This window comes from Vibrio fortis (assembly GCF_000695685.1).
GTDB lineage: Bacteria > Pseudomonadota > Gammaproteobacteria > Enterobacterales > Vibrionaceae > Vibrio > Vibrio fortis_A.
The window spans coordinates 79008-96474 of the sequence record NZ_JFFR01000031.1 but is presented as its reverse complement, the minus strand read 5'-3'; the positions used below and the strand labels follow the sequence as shown (position 1 = coordinate 96474).

At 45.2% G+C, this 17467-nt stretch carries 33 protein-coding genes and 1 pseudogene; 32 read left to right on the top strand and 2 right to left on the bottom strand.

Annotated features, from left to right (window positions below):
* From VFDL14_RS24170 to rplQ, 31 genes and pseudogenes are all read left to right on the top strand, one after another.
* Positions 1-88, top strand: a pseudogene (locus VFDL14_RS24170) (elongation factor Tu); the annotation flags it as partial.
* Between the two features lie 318 nt (positions 89-406).
* Positions 407-595 (top strand): (2Fe-2S)-binding protein, encoded by a 189-nt coding sequence (locus VFDL14_RS02100; RefSeq protein ID WP_032553336.1) that lies wholly within the window; start codon positions 407-409, stop codon positions 593-595.
* A gap of 80 nt (positions 596-675) precedes the next feature.
* A complete protein-coding gene (gene bfr / locus VFDL14_RS02105; RefSeq protein ID WP_032553335.1) occupies positions 676-1161 on the top strand; it encodes a bacterioferritin in 486 nt (161 codons plus the stop codon).
* Positions 1162-1561: 400 nt separating this feature from the next.
* Positions 1562-1873, top strand: coding sequence for a 30S ribosomal protein S10 (gene rpsJ / locus VFDL14_RS02110; RefSeq protein ID WP_001181007.1), 312 nt, complete (start codon positions 1562-1564; stop codon positions 1871-1873).
* A 14-nt stretch (positions 1874-1887) separates the two neighbouring features.
* Positions 1888-2517, top strand: coding sequence for a 50S ribosomal protein L3 (gene rplC / locus VFDL14_RS02115; protein WP_004738804.1), 630 nt, complete (start codon positions 1888-1890; stop codon positions 2515-2517).
* Positions 2518-2533: 16 nt separating this feature from the next.
* A complete protein-coding gene (gene rplD / locus VFDL14_RS02120; RefSeq protein ID WP_032553334.1) occupies positions 2534-3136 on the top strand; it encodes a 50S ribosomal protein L4 in 603 nt (200 codons plus the stop codon).
* Complete coding sequence (rplW, locus tag VFDL14_RS02125; protein WP_004736765.1) at positions 3133-3435, top strand: 50S ribosomal protein L23; 303 nt, start codon at positions 3133-3135, stop codon at positions 3433-3435. Before rplD ends, rplW begins: the two co-directional genes overlap by 4 nt.
* A gap of 15 nt (positions 3436-3450) precedes the next feature.
* Complete coding sequence (rplB, locus tag VFDL14_RS02130) at positions 3451-4275, top strand: 50S ribosomal protein L2 (RefSeq protein WP_032553333.1); 825 nt, start codon at positions 3451-3453, stop codon at positions 4273-4275.
* Positions 4276-4296: 21 nt separating this feature from the next.
* Positions 4297-4575 (top strand): 30S ribosomal protein S19, encoded by a 279-nt coding sequence (gene rpsS, locus VFDL14_RS02135; protein WP_004736729.1) that lies wholly within the window; start codon positions 4297-4299, stop codon positions 4573-4575.
* 10 nt (positions 4576-4585) lie between these two features.
* Entirely contained in the window at positions 4586-4918 is a 333-nt protein-coding gene (gene rplV / locus VFDL14_RS02140; protein WP_032553332.1) for a 50S ribosomal protein L22, read from the top strand.
* Positions 4919-4936: 18 nt separating this feature from the next.
* A complete protein-coding gene (rpsC, locus tag VFDL14_RS02145; RefSeq protein WP_004738797.1) occupies positions 4937-5635 on the top strand; it encodes a 30S ribosomal protein S3 in 699 nt (232 codons plus the stop codon).
* 11 nt (positions 5636-5646) lie between these two features.
* Positions 5647-6057, top strand: coding sequence for a 50S ribosomal protein L16 (rplP, locus tag VFDL14_RS02150; protein ID WP_004398466.1), 411 nt, complete (start codon positions 5647-5649; stop codon positions 6055-6057).
* Positions 6057-6248, top strand: a complete 192-nt coding sequence (rpmC, locus tag VFDL14_RS02155; RefSeq protein WP_004736737.1) for a 50S ribosomal protein L29 — start codon at positions 6057-6059, stop codon at positions 6246-6248. The genes rplP and rpmC overlap by 1 nt, the downstream gene beginning before the upstream one ends.
* Positions 6248-6502, top strand: a complete 255-nt coding sequence (gene rpsQ, locus VFDL14_RS02160) for a 30S ribosomal protein S17 (protein ID WP_032553331.1) — start codon at positions 6248-6250, stop codon at positions 6500-6502. The genes rpmC and rpsQ overlap by 1 nt, the downstream gene beginning before the upstream one ends.
* Before the next feature lie 162 nt (positions 6503-6664).
* Entirely contained in the window at positions 6665-7036 is a 372-nt protein-coding gene (gene rplN / locus VFDL14_RS02165) for a 50S ribosomal protein L14 (RefSeq protein WP_004738793.1), read from the top strand.
* Between the two features lie 11 nt (positions 7037-7047).
* The gene (gene rplX, locus VFDL14_RS02170) at positions 7048-7365 is read left to right on the top strand and encodes a 50S ribosomal protein L24 (RefSeq protein ID WP_032553330.1); all 318 of its coding nucleotides are present in this window, start codon (positions 7048-7050) and stop codon (positions 7363-7365) included.
* Between the two features lie 24 nt (positions 7366-7389).
* On the top strand, positions 7390-7929 hold the full coding sequence (gene rplE, locus VFDL14_RS02175; protein ID WP_032553329.1) for a 50S ribosomal protein L5: 540 nt from the start codon (positions 7390-7392) through the stop codon (positions 7927-7929).
* A 17-nt stretch (positions 7930-7946) separates the two neighbouring features.
* Entirely contained in the window at positions 7947-8252 is a 306-nt protein-coding gene (rpsN, locus tag VFDL14_RS02180) for a 30S ribosomal protein S14 (protein ID WP_032553328.1), read from the top strand.
* Between the two features lie 29 nt (positions 8253-8281).
* Positions 8282-8674, top strand: coding sequence for a 30S ribosomal protein S8 (gene rpsH, locus VFDL14_RS02185; protein WP_032553327.1), 393 nt, complete (start codon positions 8282-8284; stop codon positions 8672-8674).
* A gap of 13 nt (positions 8675-8687) precedes the next feature.
* A complete protein-coding gene (rplF, locus tag VFDL14_RS02190) occupies positions 8688-9221 on the top strand; it encodes a 50S ribosomal protein L6 (protein ID WP_032553326.1) in 534 nt (177 codons plus the stop codon).
* 9 nt (positions 9222-9230) lie between these two features.
* Positions 9231-9584, top strand: a complete 354-nt coding sequence (rplR, locus tag VFDL14_RS02195; RefSeq protein WP_032553325.1) for a 50S ribosomal protein L18 — start codon at positions 9231-9233, stop codon at positions 9582-9584.
* A 14-nt stretch (positions 9585-9598) separates the two neighbouring features.
* Positions 9599-10099, top strand: a complete 501-nt coding sequence (rpsE, locus tag VFDL14_RS02200; protein WP_004738783.1) for a 30S ribosomal protein S5 — start codon at positions 9599-9601, stop codon at positions 10097-10099.
* 7 nt (positions 10100-10106) lie between these two features.
* A complete protein-coding gene (rpmD, locus tag VFDL14_RS02205; protein WP_004736756.1) occupies positions 10107-10283 on the top strand; it encodes a 50S ribosomal protein L30 in 177 nt (58 codons plus the stop codon).
* 5 nt (positions 10284-10288) lie between these two features.
* Complete coding sequence (rplO, locus tag VFDL14_RS02210) at positions 10289-10723, top strand: 50S ribosomal protein L15 (RefSeq protein WP_032553324.1); 435 nt, start codon at positions 10289-10291, stop codon at positions 10721-10723.
* 20 nt (positions 10724-10743) lie between these two features.
* Entirely contained in the window at positions 10744-12078 is a 1335-nt protein-coding gene (gene secY / locus VFDL14_RS02215; RefSeq protein ID WP_032553323.1) for a preprotein translocase subunit SecY, read from the top strand.
* Positions 12079-12117: 39 nt separating this feature from the next.
* Entirely contained in the window at positions 12118-12231 is a 114-nt protein-coding gene (gene rpmJ / locus VFDL14_RS02220) for a 50S ribosomal protein L36 (protein ID WP_000868186.1), read from the top strand.
* Between the two features lie 146 nt (positions 12232-12377).
* Entirely contained in the window at positions 12378-12734 is a 357-nt protein-coding gene (gene rpsM, locus VFDL14_RS02225) for a 30S ribosomal protein S13 (protein WP_004738779.1), read from the top strand.
* Between the two features lie 19 nt (positions 12735-12753).
* Complete coding sequence (rpsK, locus tag VFDL14_RS02230; RefSeq protein ID WP_004738778.1) at positions 12754-13143, top strand: 30S ribosomal protein S11; 390 nt, start codon at positions 12754-12756, stop codon at positions 13141-13143.
* 29 nt (positions 13144-13172) lie between these two features.
* Positions 13173-13793 (top strand): 30S ribosomal protein S4, encoded by a 621-nt coding sequence (gene rpsD / locus VFDL14_RS02235; RefSeq protein WP_032553321.1) that lies wholly within the window; start codon positions 13173-13175, stop codon positions 13791-13793.
* 22 nt (positions 13794-13815) lie between these two features.
* On the top strand, positions 13816-14808 hold the full coding sequence (locus tag VFDL14_RS02240) for a DNA-directed RNA polymerase subunit alpha (RefSeq protein ID WP_004729813.1): 993 nt from the start codon (positions 13816-13818) through the stop codon (positions 14806-14808).
* A 25-nt stretch (positions 14809-14833) separates the two neighbouring features.
* A complete protein-coding gene (rplQ, locus tag VFDL14_RS02245; RefSeq protein WP_004729812.1) occupies positions 14834-15214 on the top strand; it encodes a 50S ribosomal protein L17 in 381 nt (126 codons plus the stop codon).
* A gap of 231 nt (positions 15215-15445) precedes the next feature.
* Here rplQ and VFDL14_RS02250 read toward each other — a convergent pair whose 3' ends face one another.
* Together VFDL14_RS02250 and VFDL14_RS02255 are read right to left on the bottom strand one after the other, a co-directional pair.
* Positions 15446-15940 (bottom strand): DUF2780 domain-containing protein, encoded by a 495-nt coding sequence (locus VFDL14_RS02250; protein WP_032553320.1) that lies wholly within the window; start codon positions 15938-15940, stop codon positions 15446-15448.
* Between the two features lie 130 nt (positions 15941-16070).
* Positions 16071-16691: an FKBP-type peptidyl-prolyl cis-trans isomerase gene (locus VFDL14_RS02255; protein ID WP_032553319.1), complete on the bottom strand. Its 621-nt coding sequence runs from the start codon at positions 16689-16691 to the stop codon at positions 16071-16073.
* Between the two features lie 214 nt (positions 16692-16905).
* Here VFDL14_RS02255 and VFDL14_RS02260 point away from each other — a divergent pair, with 214 nt between their 5' ends.
* On the top strand, positions 16906-17466 hold the full coding sequence (locus tag VFDL14_RS02260; RefSeq protein ID WP_032553317.1) for a LysM-like peptidoglycan-binding domain-containing protein: 561 nt from the start codon (positions 16906-16908) through the stop codon (positions 17464-17466).
* The last annotated feature ends 1 nt before the right edge of the window (position 17467 follow it).

The following is a 17467-nucleotide window of genomic DNA, read 5'->3' as shown; positions in this document are numbered from 1 at the left end:
AATCGCAATGGACGAAGGCCTACGTTTCGCTATCCGTGAAGGTGGCCGTACTGTAGGTGCTGGTGTTGTAGCTAAAATCTTCGCTTAATAACGAGTGATTTTGCTCTCTCTTCATTAGAAGAGGCGCATCATAAAAAGGGAGGCTTCGGCTTCCCTTTTTTATTTTCAGTAAAATACGAGTGGTTATAAGAAAACTTTGAAATGCGCACTTAACGCGTACCTCTAATATCTAGTAATACAATTACTTAGCACAATGTAGTCTCAACGCTGTTTCGCTAAGTGTTCCCACCTGTGAAAAGCACGATTTTTCTATAACAAAACGGTCTAACAGTAGTAAAAAATAAGACTGGTAATAAGAATGATTCCTCTTTATATTTAATCTCAAGTTAAAAGTTTAGGTTTGAATATGTACGTCTGTTTATGCCATGGAGTATCGGATAAGAAAATCCGAAAACTCGTTGTCGAAGAAGGCATTACCGATATAAAAGGAATTAAGAAATGTACGGCACTCGGCAGTCAATGCGGAAAATGTGTACGTTCAGCAAAAGAAATCATCAACGAAAGCGCCGCCACACTGTTTAAGCAAGCTGGTTAGTTACTTAAAACTCAACCAAGCTTTTTGACACTTCTTGATTTGGTTCTACAGTTAGAAGAACCGAAGAGGAGAGTGTGCTCATGAAAGGCGATCCAATCATAATTCAACATCTCAATAAAATTCTTGGTAACGAGCTCGTTGCCATTAACCAATATTTTCTTCATGCGCGAATGTACAAAGACTGGGGTCTAAAGCATTTGGCTGATAAGGAATATCATGAATCTATTGATGAGATGAAACATGCCGACCACCTGATAGAACGAATCTTGTTTCTCGAAGGGCTACCTAATCTGCAAGATCTAGGCAAACTCAAAATAGGTGAAGATACGCAAGAGATGCTAGAGTGCGATCTCGCGTTGGAGATGGAAGCCATTCCTGATCTGAAAAATGCCATCGCGTATGCTGAAGATATTCATGATTATGTATCACGCGATCTGTTTCTCGAAATATTGGAAGATGAAGAAGAACACGTTGACTGGCTAGAAACTCAACTCGGTCTTGTGAAGATGACGGGTATTCAAAATTACCTACAAGCGCAGTATGTTGATGAAGACGACGATGGTTAAAAACAAGTAGTCAACGTCGAAAAGGTAGTGACTAAAAGCAGAGTGCATCGGCCTCTGCTTTTTGCGTTCTATGGCGAGTGGAGGGTGCTTCTGAAGTTTTTGCGATTAATTTTCAAACACTACTTGCATACCAAAGTGTGATCTGTATAATGCACCGCACTGGCTTAAGCTGGTTGTGAACCAATGAGCACTGAGGAGTAGGCTTTGCCTAGTAATGTATACTCAGCTTATGTTCGCGGTTAATAAAAATAGTAGGTTTATCTTACTTCAAAAGTTAACTGACAATGTGTCCTAATTTTGGATACTACGGTTTCACATAAATCAATCGGCATTCTCTCGTCTTTTCGAGTTTGAGTGGCGATATTGTTTGTGTAATTTTTAATAATTGGAGCTCTGTCTCATGCAGAACCAACGTATTCGTATCCGCCTAAAAGCTTTCGATTACAAGCTAATCGACGCTTCTACTGCGGAAATCGTTGAAACAGCAAAACGTACTGGCGCACAGGTTCGTGGTCCTATCCCACTACCTACTCGTAAAGAGCGTTTCACTGTTCTTATCTCTCCACACGTCAACAAAGATGCACGTGACCAGTACGAAATCCGTACTCACAAGCGTTTGATCGACATCGTTGAGCCAACAGATAAAACTGTTGATGCTCTAATGCGTCTTGATCTTGCTGCTGGCGTTGATGTTCAAATCAGCCTAGGTTAAGGGAGATAAGAATAATGATTGGTCTAGTCGGACGTAAAGTGGGTATGACCCGCGTATTTACTGAAGAAGGCGTTTCTATCCCAGTAACTGTTGTTGAGGTTGAAGCGAACCGTATTTCTCAAGTTAAAACTCTAGAGAACGACGGCTACGCAGCAATCCAAGTAACTACTGGTGCTAAGAAAGCTAACCGTGTAACTAAGCCTGAAGCTGGTCACTTCGCGAAAGCGGGTGTTGAAGCAGGCCGCGGTCTTTGGGAATTCCGTTTAGAAAACGGCGAAGAGTTTGAAGTTGGCGCTGAGCTAAACGTAGAACTTTTCAACGAAATTAAAAAAGTAGACGTTACTGGTACATCTAAAGGTAAAGGCTTCCAAGGCGCAGTTAAGCGTTGGAACTTCTCTACTCAAGATATGACTCACGGTAACTCTTTGTCTCACCGTGCACCGGGTTCAATTGGCCAATGTCAAACTCCAGGTCGCGTGTTTAAAGGCAAGAAAATGGCAGGTCACATGGGTGCTGAGCGTGTAACGACTCAAAACCTAGAGATCGTACGTGTTGACGCTGAGCGCAATCTGCTTCTTATTAAAGGTGCAGTACCAGGCTCAACAGGCGGCAACGTGATCGTAAAACCTGCTGTTAAAGCATAACGTCTAGGAGTAAGTAATGGAATTGATGGTTAAAGGTGCTGATGCACTAACTGTTTCCGAGACTACTTTCGGACGTGACTTCAACGAAGCTCTTGTACACCAAGTAGTTGTTGCATACGCAGCAGGTGCTCGTCAAGGTACTCGTGCTCAAAAGACTCGTTCTGAAGTATCTGGCGGTGGCGCTAAGCCATGGCGTCAAAAAGGTACTGGCCGCGCACGTGCTGGTACAATTCGTAGCCCAATCTGGCGTACAGGTGGTGTTACTTTTGCTGCGAAACCTCAAGATCACAGCCAAAAAGTAAACAAGAAAATGTACCGCGGTGCTATGAAGAGCATTCTTTCTGAGCTTGTTCGTCAAGAGCGTCTAATCGTTGTTGATAACTTCTCAGTAGAAGCACCAAAAACAAAAGAACTTGTAGCTAAGCTTAAAGAGCTTGAGCTAAGCGACGTTCTGATTGTTACTGGCGAAGTAGATGAAAATCTATTCTTAGCTGCTCGTAACCTTTACAAAGTTGACGCGCGTGACGTTGCTGGTATCGACCCAGTATCTCTAATTGCGTTTGACAAGGTTCTAATGACTGCTGACGCAGTTAAGCAAGTTGAGGAGTCGCTAGCATGATCACTGAAGAGCGTATCTTAAAAGTTCTACGTGCTCCGCACATCTCTGAAAAAGCAACTATGGCAGCTGAGAAAGCGAACACTATCGTTTTCAAAGTAGCTAAAGATGCGACTAAAAAAGAGATCAAAGCAGCTGTAGAAAAGCTATTTGAAGTTGAAGTTAAGTCTGTAAATACTCTTGTTCTTAAGGGTAAGACCAAACGTCAAGGTATGCGTGAAGGCCGTCGTTCAGACGTTAAGAAAGCCTACGTTACTTTGAAAGAAGGTCAAGATCTTGACTTCGTTGGCGGCGCGGAATAACAGGAGTAGTTAAAAATGGCTATTGTTAAATGTAAGCCGACTTCCCCTGGTCGTCGTCACGTCGTTAAAGTTGTTAACGCTGACCTACACAAGGGTAAGCCATACGCACCACTTCTAGAGAAAAACTCTAAGAACGGTGGTCGTAACAACAACGGTCGTATCACAGTACGTCACATCGGCGGTGGTCACAAGCACCACTACCGTGTAATTGACTTCAAACGTACTAAAGACGGTATCCCAGCGAAAGTTGAGCGTCTAGAATACGATCCAAACCGTAGCGCTAACATCGCTCTAGTTCTGTACGCAGACGGTGAGCGTCGTTACATCATTGCACCAAAAGGTGTTAACGCAGGTGACCAGATCCAATCTGGTGTAGATGCGCCAATCAAAGCAGGTAACACTCTGCCGATGCGCAACATCCCAGTAGGTTCTACTGTACACTGTGTTGAACTTAAGCCTGGTAAAGGTGCTCAACTAGCTCGTTCGGCTGGTGCTTATGCTCAAATCGTTGCTCGCGACGGTGCATACGTAACTATCCGTCTACGTTCTGGTGAAATGCGCAAAGTACTTTCTGAAGGTCGTGCAACGATCGGTGAAGTTGGTAACTCTGAGCATATGCTACGTGAACTTGGTAAAGCTGGTGCTTCACGCTGGCGCGGCGTACGTCCAACCGTACGTGGTGTAGTAATGAACCCGGTTGATCACCCACACGGTGGTGGTGAAGGCCGCACATCTGGTGGTCGTCACCCAGTTTCTCCTTGGGGCGTTCCTACTAAGGGCTTCAAGACTCGTAAGAACAAGCGCACTGACAAGTACATCGTACGTCGTCGTAACAAGTAATCTATATAAAGAGGAATCGCCATGCCACGTTCTCTCAAGAAAGGTCCTTTTATTGACCTACACTTGCTGAAGAAGGTAGAGAAAGCGGTGGAAAGCGGAGACAAAAAGCCTATTAAGACTTGGTCCCGTCGCTCAATGATCATCCCAACAATGATTGGTTTGACCATCGCTGTCCATAATGGTCGTCAGCACGTTCCAGTTTTCGTTACCGAAGAAATGATCGGTCACAAACTGGGTGAATTTGCACCAACTCGTACTTATCGCGGTCACGCTGCAGATAAGAAAGCTAAGAAGAAGTAAGGAGTAGATGATGGAAGCTTTAGCTAAACATAACTTTGCTCGTATTTCTCCACAGAAAGCTCGCTTAGTTGCAGACCAAATTCGCGGTAAGTCGGTAGACCAAGCTCTAGAAATTCTAACTTTCAGCAACAAAAAAGCTGCTGTTCTAGTTAAGAAAGTTCTAGAGTCAGCTATCGCAAACGCGGAGCATAACGAAGGTGCAGATATCGACGATCTAAATGTCGCTAAAATCTTCGTAGATGAGGGCCCTATCATGAAGCGTATTATGCCTCGTGCTAAAGGCCGTGCGGATCGTATCTTGAAGCGTTCAAGCCACATCACTGTTGTTGTAGCAGATCGCTAGAGACTAGGAGAGTAAGCAATGGGTCAGAAAGTACATCCTAATGGTATTCGTCTTGGCATCGTTAAGCCTTGGAATGCTACATGGTTTGCTAACACCAAAGATTTCGCTGACAACCTAGACGGCGACTTCAAGGTACGTCAGTTCCTTACTAAGGAACTACAAAAAGCATCACTATCTCGTATCGTTATCGAGCGTCCAGCTAAGAGCATCCGTGTGACAATTCACACTGCTCGTCCTGGCGTTGTTATCGGTAAGAAAGGTGAAGACGTTGAGAAGCTACGCGCAGCTGTAGCTAAAATCGCAGGTGTACCAGCGCAGATTAACATCGCTGAAGTACGTAAGCCTGAGCTAGATGGTCAGCTAGTAGCTGATAGCATCGCGTCTCAACTAGAGCGTCGTGTTATGTTCCGTCGTGCTATGAAGCGCGCAGTACAAAACGCAATGCGTCTAGGCGCTAAAGGTATCAAAGTGGAAGTAAGCGGTCGTCTAGGCGGCGCTGAAATCGCACGTTCTGAGTGGTACCGTGAAGGCCGTGTGCCTCTACACACTCTACGTGCAGACATTGATTACGCAACTTCTTCGGCTCACACTCAATACGGTGTGATCGGCATTAAAGTTTGGATCTTCAAAGGTGAGATTCTAGGCGGTATGCCAGCTGCTAACGCAGTAGAGCCTAAAGGCGATAAGCCTAAGAAGCAGCGTAAAGGCCGTAAGTAAGGAGTCGAACGATGCTACAACCAAAACGTACTAAGTTCCGCAAGGTTCAGACTGGTCGTAACCGTGGTCTAGCTAAAGGCACTGAAGTAAGCTTCGGCGAATTCGGTCTTAAAGCTGTTGGTCGCGGACGTATTACTGCTCGTCAAATCGAAGCGGCTCGTCGTGCTATGACACGTCACATTAAGCGTCAAGGTCAAATCTGGATTCGTATCTTCCCAGACAAACCGATTACTGAAAAACCTCTTGAAGTTCGTCAAGGTAAAGGTAAAGGTAACGTTGAGTACTGGGTAGCACAAATCCAACCTGGTAAGGTTATGTACGAAATGAATGGCGTACCAGAAGAGTTGGCACGTGAAGCGTTCCGCCTAGCGGCACGTAAACTGCCTGTTAAAACTACTTTTGTAACTAAGCAGGTGATGTAATGAAAGCACAAGATCTACGCGAAAAGAACGTTGAAGAGCTTAACGCTGAGCTATTGAATTTGCTACGCGAACAGTTCAACCTGCGCATGCAGGCTGCTACTGGTCAGCTTCAGCAAACTCATACTCTAAAAGCTGTACGCCGTGATATCGCACGTGTGAAAACTGTTTTGACTGAAAAGGCAGGCGCATAATGAGCGAAACTAACCGCATCCAGCAAGGTCGTGTAATTAGTGACAAGATGGACAAGTCTATCGTTGTTGCTATCGAGCGTACTGTAAAACACCCAATTTACGGTAAATACGTTAAGCGCACGACTAAAGTACACGCACACGACGAAGACAACACTTGTGGCCTAGGCGACAAAGTTGAAATCGCTGAGTGTCGTCCTCTGTCTAAGACTAAGTCTTGGACATTGGTTAAAGTTCTAGAAAAAGCGAAGATTTAATCTTTGTAATTCTATAACTTATAAGCGGCTCCAAAATATTTTTTGGGGCCGCTTGTTTTTTGTCTACCCAATTCCAAAAAAGGGTGGTACAATTCGCGTCCCTTTTAAAGAGGCAGCCCGACCCGAGAGGGTCTAGTTTTAATATTTAGCGGAGCACTAACAATGATCCAGATGCAAAGTACACTTGACGCAGCAGATAACTCTGGCGCGCGCAAGGTAATGTGTATTAAGGTTCTGGGTGGCTCTCACCGTCGTTATGCACATATCGGTGACATCATCAAAGTTACAGTTAAGGAAGCAATTCCTCGCGGTAAAGTAAAAAAAGGTGATGTTCTGAAGGCGGTTGTAGTGCGCACCCGTAAAGGCGTTCGTCGCCCAGACGGTTCTGTCATTCGCTTCGACAGTAATGCTTGTGTATTGTTAAACGACACTACTGAGCAACCAGTCGGCACACGTATCTTTGGTCCTGTGACTCGTGAACTTCGTAACGCGAAATTCATGAAAATTGTGTCACTAGCACCTGAAGTTCTGTAAGGAGCGGCAACATGGCAGCTAAAATCCGTCGTAATGACGAAGTAATCATTCTTGCTGGTAAAGATAAAGGCAAGAAAGGTAAAGTAACTAAGGTTCTGACAACTGGTAAAGTTATCGTTGAAGGTATCAACCTTGTGAAGAAGCACCAAAAGCCTCAACCGGCTCTAGGTCAGCAAGGTGGCATCGTTGAACAAGAAGCAGCAATCGATGCTTCTAACGTTGCAATCTTTAACGCGGCTACTGGTAAAGCAGACCGCATCGGTTTCCGTATCGAAGATGGTAAGAAAGTTCGTTTCTTTAAGTCTAACGGCGAAACTGTTTCTAACTAATTAGAAGTAATTTGGAGTTCTACTATGGCGAAACTGCATGATTACTACAAGTCGTCTGTAGTCGCTGAGCTTACCAAAGAGTTCGGCTACACAAGCGTCATGCAAGTCCCTAGGATTGAGAAAATCACCCTAAACATGGGCGTTGGTGAAGCAATCAACGATAAGAAACTGCTAGAAAACGCAGCAGCTGATATGGCAACGATCTCTGGTCAAAAGCCACTTATCACTAAAGCGCGTAAATCTGTTGCAGGTTTCAAAATTCGTGAAGGCTACCCAATTGGTTGTAAAGTAACCTTACGTGGCGAACGTATGTGGGAGTTCCTAGAGCGTCTTATCTCTATCGCTCTTCCACGTGTACGTGATTTCCGTGGTGTTAGCGCTAAGTCTTTTGACGGTCGCGGTAACTACAGCATGGGCGTTCGCGAGCAAATCATCTTCCCGGAAATCGACTACGATAAAGTCGATCGTGTACGCGGTCTTGATATTACTATCACGACGTCTGCTGGCACTGATTCGGAAGGCCGTGCTCTGCTGGCTGCCTTTAACTTCCCATTCCGTAAGTAAGGTGAAGGGTTACTGTTATGGCTAAACAATCAATGAAAGCACGTGAAGCTAAGCGTGCGAAGCTAGTTGCTAAATTCGCTGAAAAGCGTTCAGCACTTAAAGCTCTAATCAGCGATGTAAACGCATCTGAAGAAGATCGTTGGAACGCAGTACTTAAACTGCAAGCTCTTCCACGTGATTCAAGTGCATCACGTCAGCGCAACCGTTGTAACCAAACTGGTCGTCCACACGGTTACCTACGTAAGTTCGGTCTAAGCCGTATCAAAGTTCGTGAAGCTTGCATGAAAGGCGAGATTCCTGGACTTCGTAAGGCTAGCTGGTAATTGCCACTTAATCATTTGGAGTAAATCTTATGAGCATGCAAGATCCGATTTCGGATATGCTGACCCGCGTTCGTAACGGTCAGGCAGCAAACAAAGTTGCTGTTAAAATGCCTTCTTCAAAGCTTAAAGTTGCAATTGCTGCACTACTAAAAGCTGAAGGTTACATCACTGACTTCGCTGTAGAAGGCGAAGCAAAACCTGAGCTAGAAGTTACTCTTAAGTACTTCCAAGCTAAACCTGTAATCGAGCAAATCAAGCGCGTATCACGCCCTGGTCTACGAGTTTATAAAAATAAAGACTCGCTACCAACAGTGATGGGTGGTCTTGGTATTGCAGTTGTTTCTACTTCCAAGGGTCTTATGACTGACCGTGCTGCTCGCAAAGCAGGTCTTGGCGGTGAAATCATCTGTTACGTAGCTTAATAAGGAGTAGATTATGTCTCGTGTTGCTAAAGCACCTGTCGCTATTCCAGCTGGCGTAGAGGTGAAACTAAACGGCCAAGAAATCACTGTAAAAGGTGGTAAAGGTGAGCTTACTCGCGTTCTTAACGACGCCGTAGTTATCGCACAGGAAGAAAACAACCTAACTTTCGGTCCGAAAGAAGGTGTTGCTAACGCATGGGCACAAGCTGGTACAGCTCGCGCTCTAGTTAACAACATGGTTGTGGGTGTTACTGAGGGCTTCACTAAGAAGCTAACTCTAAAGGGTGTTGGTTACCGTGCTGCTATGAAAGGCAACTCTGTAGCTCTAACTCTTGGTTTTTCTCACCCAGTAGAGCACGCTCTACCTGAAGGTATTAAAGCTGAGTGCCCTAGCCAAACTGAGATCGTTGTAACTGGTTGTGACAAGCAACTAGTTGGTCAAGTTGCGGCTGACATTCGTTCTTACCGTGAACCTGAGCCATACAAAGGCAAAGGTGTACGTTACGCAGATGAAAATGTGCGTACTAAAGAAGCTAAGAAGAAGTAAGGTATCACTATGGATAAGAAAGCATCTCGCATCCGTCGTGCTACACGTGCACGTCGTAAGATTGCAGAACTTCGCGTTGAGCGTCTAGTAGTACACCGTACTCCTCGTCACGTATACGCACAAGTTATCGCGGCAAACGGCTCTGAGGTTATCGCAGCTGCTTCTACTGTAGAAAAAGCGATCCGTGAGCAAGTTAAGAACACTGGTAACATCGATGCAGCTAAAGCAGTAGGTAAAGCTGTTGCTGAGCGCGCTCTTGAAAAAGGCGTAACTGCTGTTGCATTTGATCGTTCTGGTTTCCAATACCACGGTCGAGTAGCGGCGCTAGCAGATTCTGCTCGCGAAGCTGGTCTGAAATTCTAAGGTAGGGTTGGAAGATGGCTAAAGAACAACAACAAGCTAATGATTTGCAAGAAAAGCTGATCGCAGTTAACCGTGTTTCTAAAACGGTTAAAGGTGGTCGAATCATGAGCTTCACTGCACTAACAGTAGTTGGTGACGGTAACGGTCGTGTAGGTTTCGGTTACGGCAAAGCTCGTGAAGTACCTGCAGCGATCCAAAAAGCAATGGAAAAAGCGCGTCGTAACATGGTTACTGTTGCGCTGAACGAAGGCACACTTCACCACCCGGTGAAAGGTCGTCATTCGGGCTCTAAAGTTTACATGCAGCCAGCTGCAGAAGGTACAGGTGTAATTGCCGGTGGTGCAATGCGTGCTGTACTTGAAGTTGCAGGTGTACACAACGTACTTTCTAAAGCATACGGTTCTACGAACCCAATCAACATCGTTCGTGCAACGATTGGTGCTCTAGTAGACGTTAAGTCACCAGAAATGGTTGCTGCTAAACGTGGTCTAACTGTTGAATCTATTTCGGAGTAAGCACACGATGGCAACTATTAAAGTAACTCAAACTAAAAGCTCAATTGGTCGCCTACCTAAGCACAAAGCGTGTCTTAAAGGTCTAGGCCTTCGTCGCATCAACCATACAGTAGAACTTGAAGATACTCCGTGCGTACGCGGTATGATCAACAAGGTTTACTACATGGTTAAGATTGAGGAGTAATCAGAATGCGTTTGAATACTCTATCACCGGCTGCTGGCTCTAAACCTTCTAAGAAGCGTGTAGGTCGTGGTATCGGTTCTGGCCTTGGTAAAACAGGTGGCCGTGGTCACAAAGGTCAAAAATCACGCTCTGGCGGTTCAGTTCGTCCAGGTTTCGAAGGCGGTCAAATGCCTCTGAAACAGCGTCTACCAAAATTCGGTTTCACTTCTCGTAAGAGCCTTGTGTCTGCTGAAGTTCGTCTAGCTGAGCTAGCGAAAGTAACTGGTGACGTAGTTGATCTGAACAGCCTAAAAGCTGCTAACGTTATCACTAAGAACATCGAATTCGTTAAGATCGTTCTTTCTGGTGAACTTAGCAAAGCTGTGACTGTTAAAGGTCTACGCGTGACTAAAGGCGCTAAAGCTGCAATCGAAGCTGCAGGCGGTAAAATCGAGGAATAATCTCGAGGAACGAGGTACAGATGGCTAAGAAACCAGGACAAGATTTTCGTAGTGCTCAGAGCGGCTTAAGTGAACTAAAGTCGCGCTTATTATTCGTAATTGGTGCACTTTTAGTATTCCGAGCAGGCTCTTTTGTGCCGATCCCTGGTATTGACGCTGCTGTACTTGCCGATTTGTTCGAACAGCAAAAAGGTACCATCGTTGAAATGTTTAACATGTTCTCCGGTGGTGCTCTTGAGCGTGCATCTATATTAGCATTGGGTATCATGCCGTATATTTCGGCATCGATCGTAGTCCAATTGTTAACTGTAGTTCATCCAGCGTTAGCGGAACTCAAGAAAGAGGGTGAAGCAGGCCGTCGTAAGATCAGCCAATATACACGCTACGGCACGCTTGTACTTGCAACATTCCAAGCTATTGGTATTGCAACGGGCTTACCAAACATGGTCGATAATCTGGTTGTTATCAACCAAACCATGTTTACGCTTATTGCTACCGTGAGTTTAGTAACTGGTACCATGTTCTTAATGTGGTTAGGTGAACAAATCACTGAGCGAGGAATCGGTAATGGTATTTCCATTCTGATTTTTGCAGGTATTGTTGCTGGATTGCCTTCTGCAATCGGTCAAACAATCGAGCAAGCGCGTCAAGGTGAATTGCATGTGCTTCTTCTGCTGTTAATTGCTGTACTGTCTTTTGCTGTAATTTACTTCGTTGTTTTCATGGAACGTGGTCAACGCCGAATCGTCGTTAACTACGCTAAGCGTCAACAAGGTCGTAAAGTATTTGCAGCACAAAGCTCGCACCTACCGTTGAAAATCAACATGGCAGGTGTAATTCCAGCAATCTTTGCATCGAGCATTATCTTGTTCCCAGGAACATTGGCTCAGTGGTTTGGTCAGAATGGTGAGAGCAGCGCGTTTGGTTGGTTAACTGACGTGTCATTGGCTCTTAGCCCAGGTCAACCTCTGTATGTAATGCTATATGCTGCAGCTATAATCTTCTTCTGTTTCTTCTATACAGCGTTGGTGTTTAACCCACGTGAAACAGCTGATAACTTGAAGAAGTCTGGTGCATTCGTACCCGGTATCCGCCCAGGTGAGCAGACAGCGAAGTATATCGATAAAGTGATGACAAGATTGACCCTAGCGGGCGCTCTATACATTACCTTTATCTGTCTGATTCCTGAATTCATGATGGTCGCGTGGAACGTACGTTTCTACTTCGGCGGTACATCACTACTAATCGTAGTTGTTGTTATCATGGATTTCATGGCACAGGTACAGACTCATCTGATGTCCCAACAGTATGATTCTGTGTTAAAGAAAGCGAATCTGAAAGGTTACGGCCGTTAATCCGGCGGTAACGTTCAGTTCCATTTACGGAGTTTAGCAATGAAAGTTCGTGCTTCCGTTAAAAAAATCTGCCGTAACTGTAAAGTTATCAAGCGTAACGGTGTCGTTCGCGTGATTTGCAGTGAGCCAAAGCATAAGCAACGCCAAGGCTAATTAGCAGAAATTTTTACTTGAAATACAAGGTAGAGTCGAGTATATTTCTCGGCCTACCTTTTGCGTGCAAAAGAAGTAGTATGCCGCAGCGTATCCATAACGGGCTTTGCTGCGGATAATTCTTTTATGAAACATTGGAGTGAATAATGGCCCGTATAGCAGGCATTAACATTCCTGATCACAAGCATTCTGTGATTGCACTTACTGCAATCTACGGTATCGGTAAAACTCGTTCTCAAGCTATCCTAGCTGAAGTGGGTATTGCTGAAGATGCTAAGATCAGTGAACTAACTGAAGAGCAGATCGATCAACTGCGTGATGGTGTAGCTAAGTACACTGTAGAAGGTGATCTACGTCGTGAAGTATCGATGAACATCAAGCGTCTTATGGACCTTGGCTGTTACCGCGGTCTTCGTCATCGTCGCAGTCTACCACTACGTGGACAGCGTACTAAAACCAACGCTCGCACCCGTAAGGGTCCGCGCAAGCCGATCAAGAAATAATCGGATAAGGTAGAGTACAATGGCAAAACAACCAACTCGCGCTCGTAAGCGCGTACGCAAGCAAGTAGCTGATGGCGTAGCGCACATCCATGCTTCTTTCAACAACACAATCGTAACTATCACTGACCGTCAAGGCAACGCTCTTGCATGGGCTACAGCAGGTGGTTCAGGTTTCCGTGGTTCTCGTAAATCTACTCCGTTCGCAGCACAAGTTGCAGCTGAGCGTTGTGGTGAAATGGCTAAAGAATATGGCCTAAAGAACTTGGAAGTTATGGTTAAGGGTCCAGGTCCAGGTCGTGAATCTACTGTTCGCGCACTGAACGCTGCTGGTTTCCGTATCACAAACATTGTTGATGCGACTCCAATCCCTCATAACGGTTGTCGTCCACCTAAGAAACGTCGCGTTTAATTCGTTTCTAGGATAATTGGAGAAAGATCATGGCAAGATATTTGGGTCCTAAGCTGAAGCTTAGCCGTCGTGAAGGCACTGACTTATTTCTTAAGTCTGGTGTTCGCGCGATCGATACCAAGTGTAAAATTGATAACGCACCAGGTGTACACGGCGCTCGTCGCGGTCGTCTATCTGAGTATGGCGTTCAGCTTCGTGAGAAGCAAAAAGTTCGTCGTATCTACGGCGTTCTAGAAAAACAATTCCGTAACTACTACAAAGAAGCTGCACGTCTTAAAGGCAACACAGGTGAAAACCTACTTCAGCTTCTTGAAGGTCGTCTTGATAACGTAGTTTACCGCATGGGCTTTGGTGCAACTCGCGCTGAATCTCGTCAACTAGTTAGCCACAAAGCTATCCTAGTTAACGGTAAAGTTGTAAACGTTCCTTCTTTCAAAGTAGCGGCTAATGACGTTGTTTCTATCCGCGAGAAAGCTAAACAGCAATCTCGTATTAAAGCGGCTCTAGAAGTTGCTGAACAACGTGAAAAACCAACTTGGATTGAAGTAGATGCTGGCAAAATGGAAGGTACATTCAAGCGTATGCCTGAGCGTTCTGACCTATCAGCTGACATCAACGAACACTTGATCGTCGAACTTTACTCTAAGTAAGGTTAAAAAAAGAGAGGACACAATGCAGGGTTCTGTAACAGAATTTCTTAAGCCGCGTCTTGTTGACATTGAACAGATCAATACGACACACGCAAAAGTAACTCTTGAGCCATTAGAGCGCGGTTTCGGCCACACTCTAGGTAATGCTCTTCGCCGCATTCTTCTATCTTCTATGCCGGGTTGTGCCGTAACAGAAGTTGAAATTGAAGGTGTGCTACACGAATACAGCACTAAAGAAGGCGTTCAGGAAGATATCCTTGAAATCCTTCTAAACCTAAAAGGTTTGGCTGTACGCGTTGCTGAAGGCAAAGATGAAGTGTTTATTACACTGAACAAATCAGGCTCAGGCCCTGTTGTTGCAGGTGACATCACCCACGATGGTGATGTAGAGATCGCTAACCCTGAGCACGTAATTTGTCACCTAACGGATGACAACGCTGAGATCGCTATGCGTATCAAAGTAGAACGTGGTCGTGGTTACGTTCCAGCTTCAGCTCGTATCCATACTGAAGAAGATGAGCGTCCAATCGGTCGTCTACTAGTTGACGCTACTTACAGCCCGGTTGATAAAATCGCTTACGCTGTAGAAGCGGCACGTGTAGAGCAACGTACTGACTTAGACAAGCTTGTTATCGATATGGAAACGAACGGTACTCTAGAACCTGAGGAAGCAATCCGTCGCGCAGCTACTATCCTAGCTGAACAACTGGATGCGTTCGTAGATCTACGTGATGTACGTGTACCTGAGGAGAAGGAAGAGAAGCCAGAATTCGATCCTATCCTACTACGTCCTGTAGACGATCTTGAACTAACAGTTCGCTCTGCTAACTGTTTGAAAGCAGAAGCGATTCACTACATCGGTGATCTTGTACAGCGCACTGAGGTTGAGCTACTTAAAACGCCAAACCTTGGTAAGAAATCTCTTACAGAGATTAAAGATGTGCTTGCTTCACGTGGTCTATCTCTAGGCATGCGTCTAGAAAACTGGCCACCAGCGTCAATCGCTGAAGATTAATCGAAAAAGTTAGAAGGATTAGGTCATGCGCCATCGTAAGAGTGGTCGTCAACTCAACCGCAACAGCAGTCATCGCAAAGCGATGTTCAGCAACATGGCTAGCTCTCTTGTTCGTCACGAAGTTATCAAAACTACCGTGCCAAAAGCAAAAGAACTACGTCGCGTAATTGAGCCGTTGATTACCCTAGCTAAGACAGACAGTGTTGCTAACCGTCGTCTTGCATTCGCACGCACTCGTGATAACGAAGTTGTTGCAAAACTATTTAATGAACTAGGCCCGCGTTTCGCGGCTCGCCAAGGTGGTTACACTCGCATTCTTAAATGTGGTTTCCGTACTGGTGATAAAGCTCCAATGGCATACATTGAGCTTGTAGACCGCCCAGCTGCTGAAGAAGCTGCTGAGTAATCTATACTAGATTGTTAATACAAAAAGCCGAGCCTAGCTCGGCTTTTTTGTATCTGTTACTTTTCAATCTTGCATCATAATACTTGGCACTTTCTCTTGCCTTCATAGCGTTCCTTTTCCAAAATATCTCACATCAATCTCGTATCTCGTATCTCAATTTCTAACACCCACAAAAAAGAGCACCGAAGTGCCCTTAATTCAAACTATCTAAAGTTGCGTTCGTTTGGAGGATTAGCCCCAAATCGCTGACAATGAGTCAAGCAAACCAGAGGTTGCACCTTGAGATTGAAGTGCTTGCAAGATGATTGGTGCAAAGGTCGTGATCATCGAAGAGTCCATACCCAGACCTGAGAATGCACTTTCCACAGCACCCTGTGAATTTAGGATAGATGTAAGGCCGGTGGATTCGAGTGTCGACATGCCTGGGATCAGTGACGAGAGCTCTTTGTTATCAGCACTACCTAGCGAGTTTTGTGCCAGCGCTAGCATAGAGCCAATACCACCTAATGCCTGGTCGCTAGTCACTGATGCTTGCTCAGCGACTGTATCAGCCAGTGGTGTCGATTCATTCTGTTGTGACCATAAGTTAACCGCAGCCATTAAAGCTGTTTGAGTCAGTTGAGAGTAGTCAGTAGTTGCGGCAGCGCTTGTTGAAGCTTGGTCGGAGGTGCTTGCGCAAGAGGCAACAGCCAATGCGCTGAATACAGTGATGAGTGCTTTCTTCATTATTCTTCCTTAAGTAATAAAGTAATCGTCACTTTCACTATAAACGAAAAACGGCGATGTTGTTACATCGCCGTTGGATTAATTTAACTTTAGTTCGCGCTTAGTAGATTGTTTACCAAGGCTTTTAAAATTAAAGGATAGCTAGAAGTTCTACTTCGAATACTAGAGCTGCAAATGGAGGGATAGCAGCACCTGCGCCACGCTCACCGTATGCAAGATCTTGTGGGATGTATAGTTTCCACTTAGAACCTACAGGCATCATTTGTAGAGCTTGAACCCAACCTTGGATAACGCCAGTTACTGGGAACTCAGCTGGTTGACCACGAGATACAGAGCTGTCGAATACAGTACCGTCTGTTAGCTCACCGTGGTAGTGAACGCGAACTTGCTTATCAGCAGTTGGGATTTCACCAGTACCTTCAGTGATTACTTCGTACTGTAGGCCAGATTCAAGAACAGTTACTTCTGGACGTAGAGCGTTGTCAGTTAGGAACGCTTCGCCGTCAGCTGCTGCTGCTTTAGCTGCTTCTTGACGGATTGCTTCAGCACGAGTGTGAAGCTCTTGAAGTGCTTTGTTGATTTCGTCAACTTCGATAGCTGGCATGTCGCCAGTTAGTGCAGTTGCGATACCCGCAGCGATTGCGTCAACGTTTAGGCCTTCAAGACCAGAACCAGCTAGTTGTTGGCCCATTTGTAGACCGATACCGTAGCTAGCTTTTTGCTCTACAGTTTCAAATTTTACTTCAGACATGAAAGTTACTCTTTTTGTGTCAGTACGAAAAAGGTAAGAATACCAGTATTAACAGCTCGAAGAAACGGCTACACCCTGATTCGCTCTAGCTTTCATGCACTCAAATCACAATGGCACTATTTTTATTGCATTGCTCCCGTAATGAAGGAAAAATCTATACTGTTCAAGTTTTGGTTTTTATACTGTAGTTAATCAATAGTTAGGGCGCAGTAGTATGAATCGTCGTCATAAGAAGAAACAACAAGTAGATTATTTGCAGCTGTGCAAAGATAAATTCAGTGCTATCGAATTTGGTGACGCCAAAGATAAGATTCGTGGCCTATGGCAGCGCTTGCCTAAATTACATCAACGCGCCTTGATGGTGCTTACGCCTGTCGTGTTATTGCTACTCATCATTCCTTTTCCAAAGGCGGACACTACGCAAAGCGCACCTACAACCAGCCGCGTTGAGCTTGAGATCAATACTGTTGGTTTGAGCGAGCAGCAGAGTGAGCAACAGCAGTCTCTCAAATCAAGTCACTGGAAAGAGTACTTGGTACAGCAAGGCGATACCTTGGCGCAGGTATTTCGTAATAACCAACTGCCATTGTCTGACCTTAATGCTCTTGTGCGCATCGAGGGCGACGATAAACCGCTGAGCCAGATACGAAAGGGGCAGCTAGTTCGATTCAAGCTAGCAGAGAACGGTCAGTTGGATATTCTTCAGCTTGAGAAAGGCGGGAGTTCGGTGATGTTCTTCCGTCTATCTGACGGTGGTTTTGGCCGCAGCAAATAAA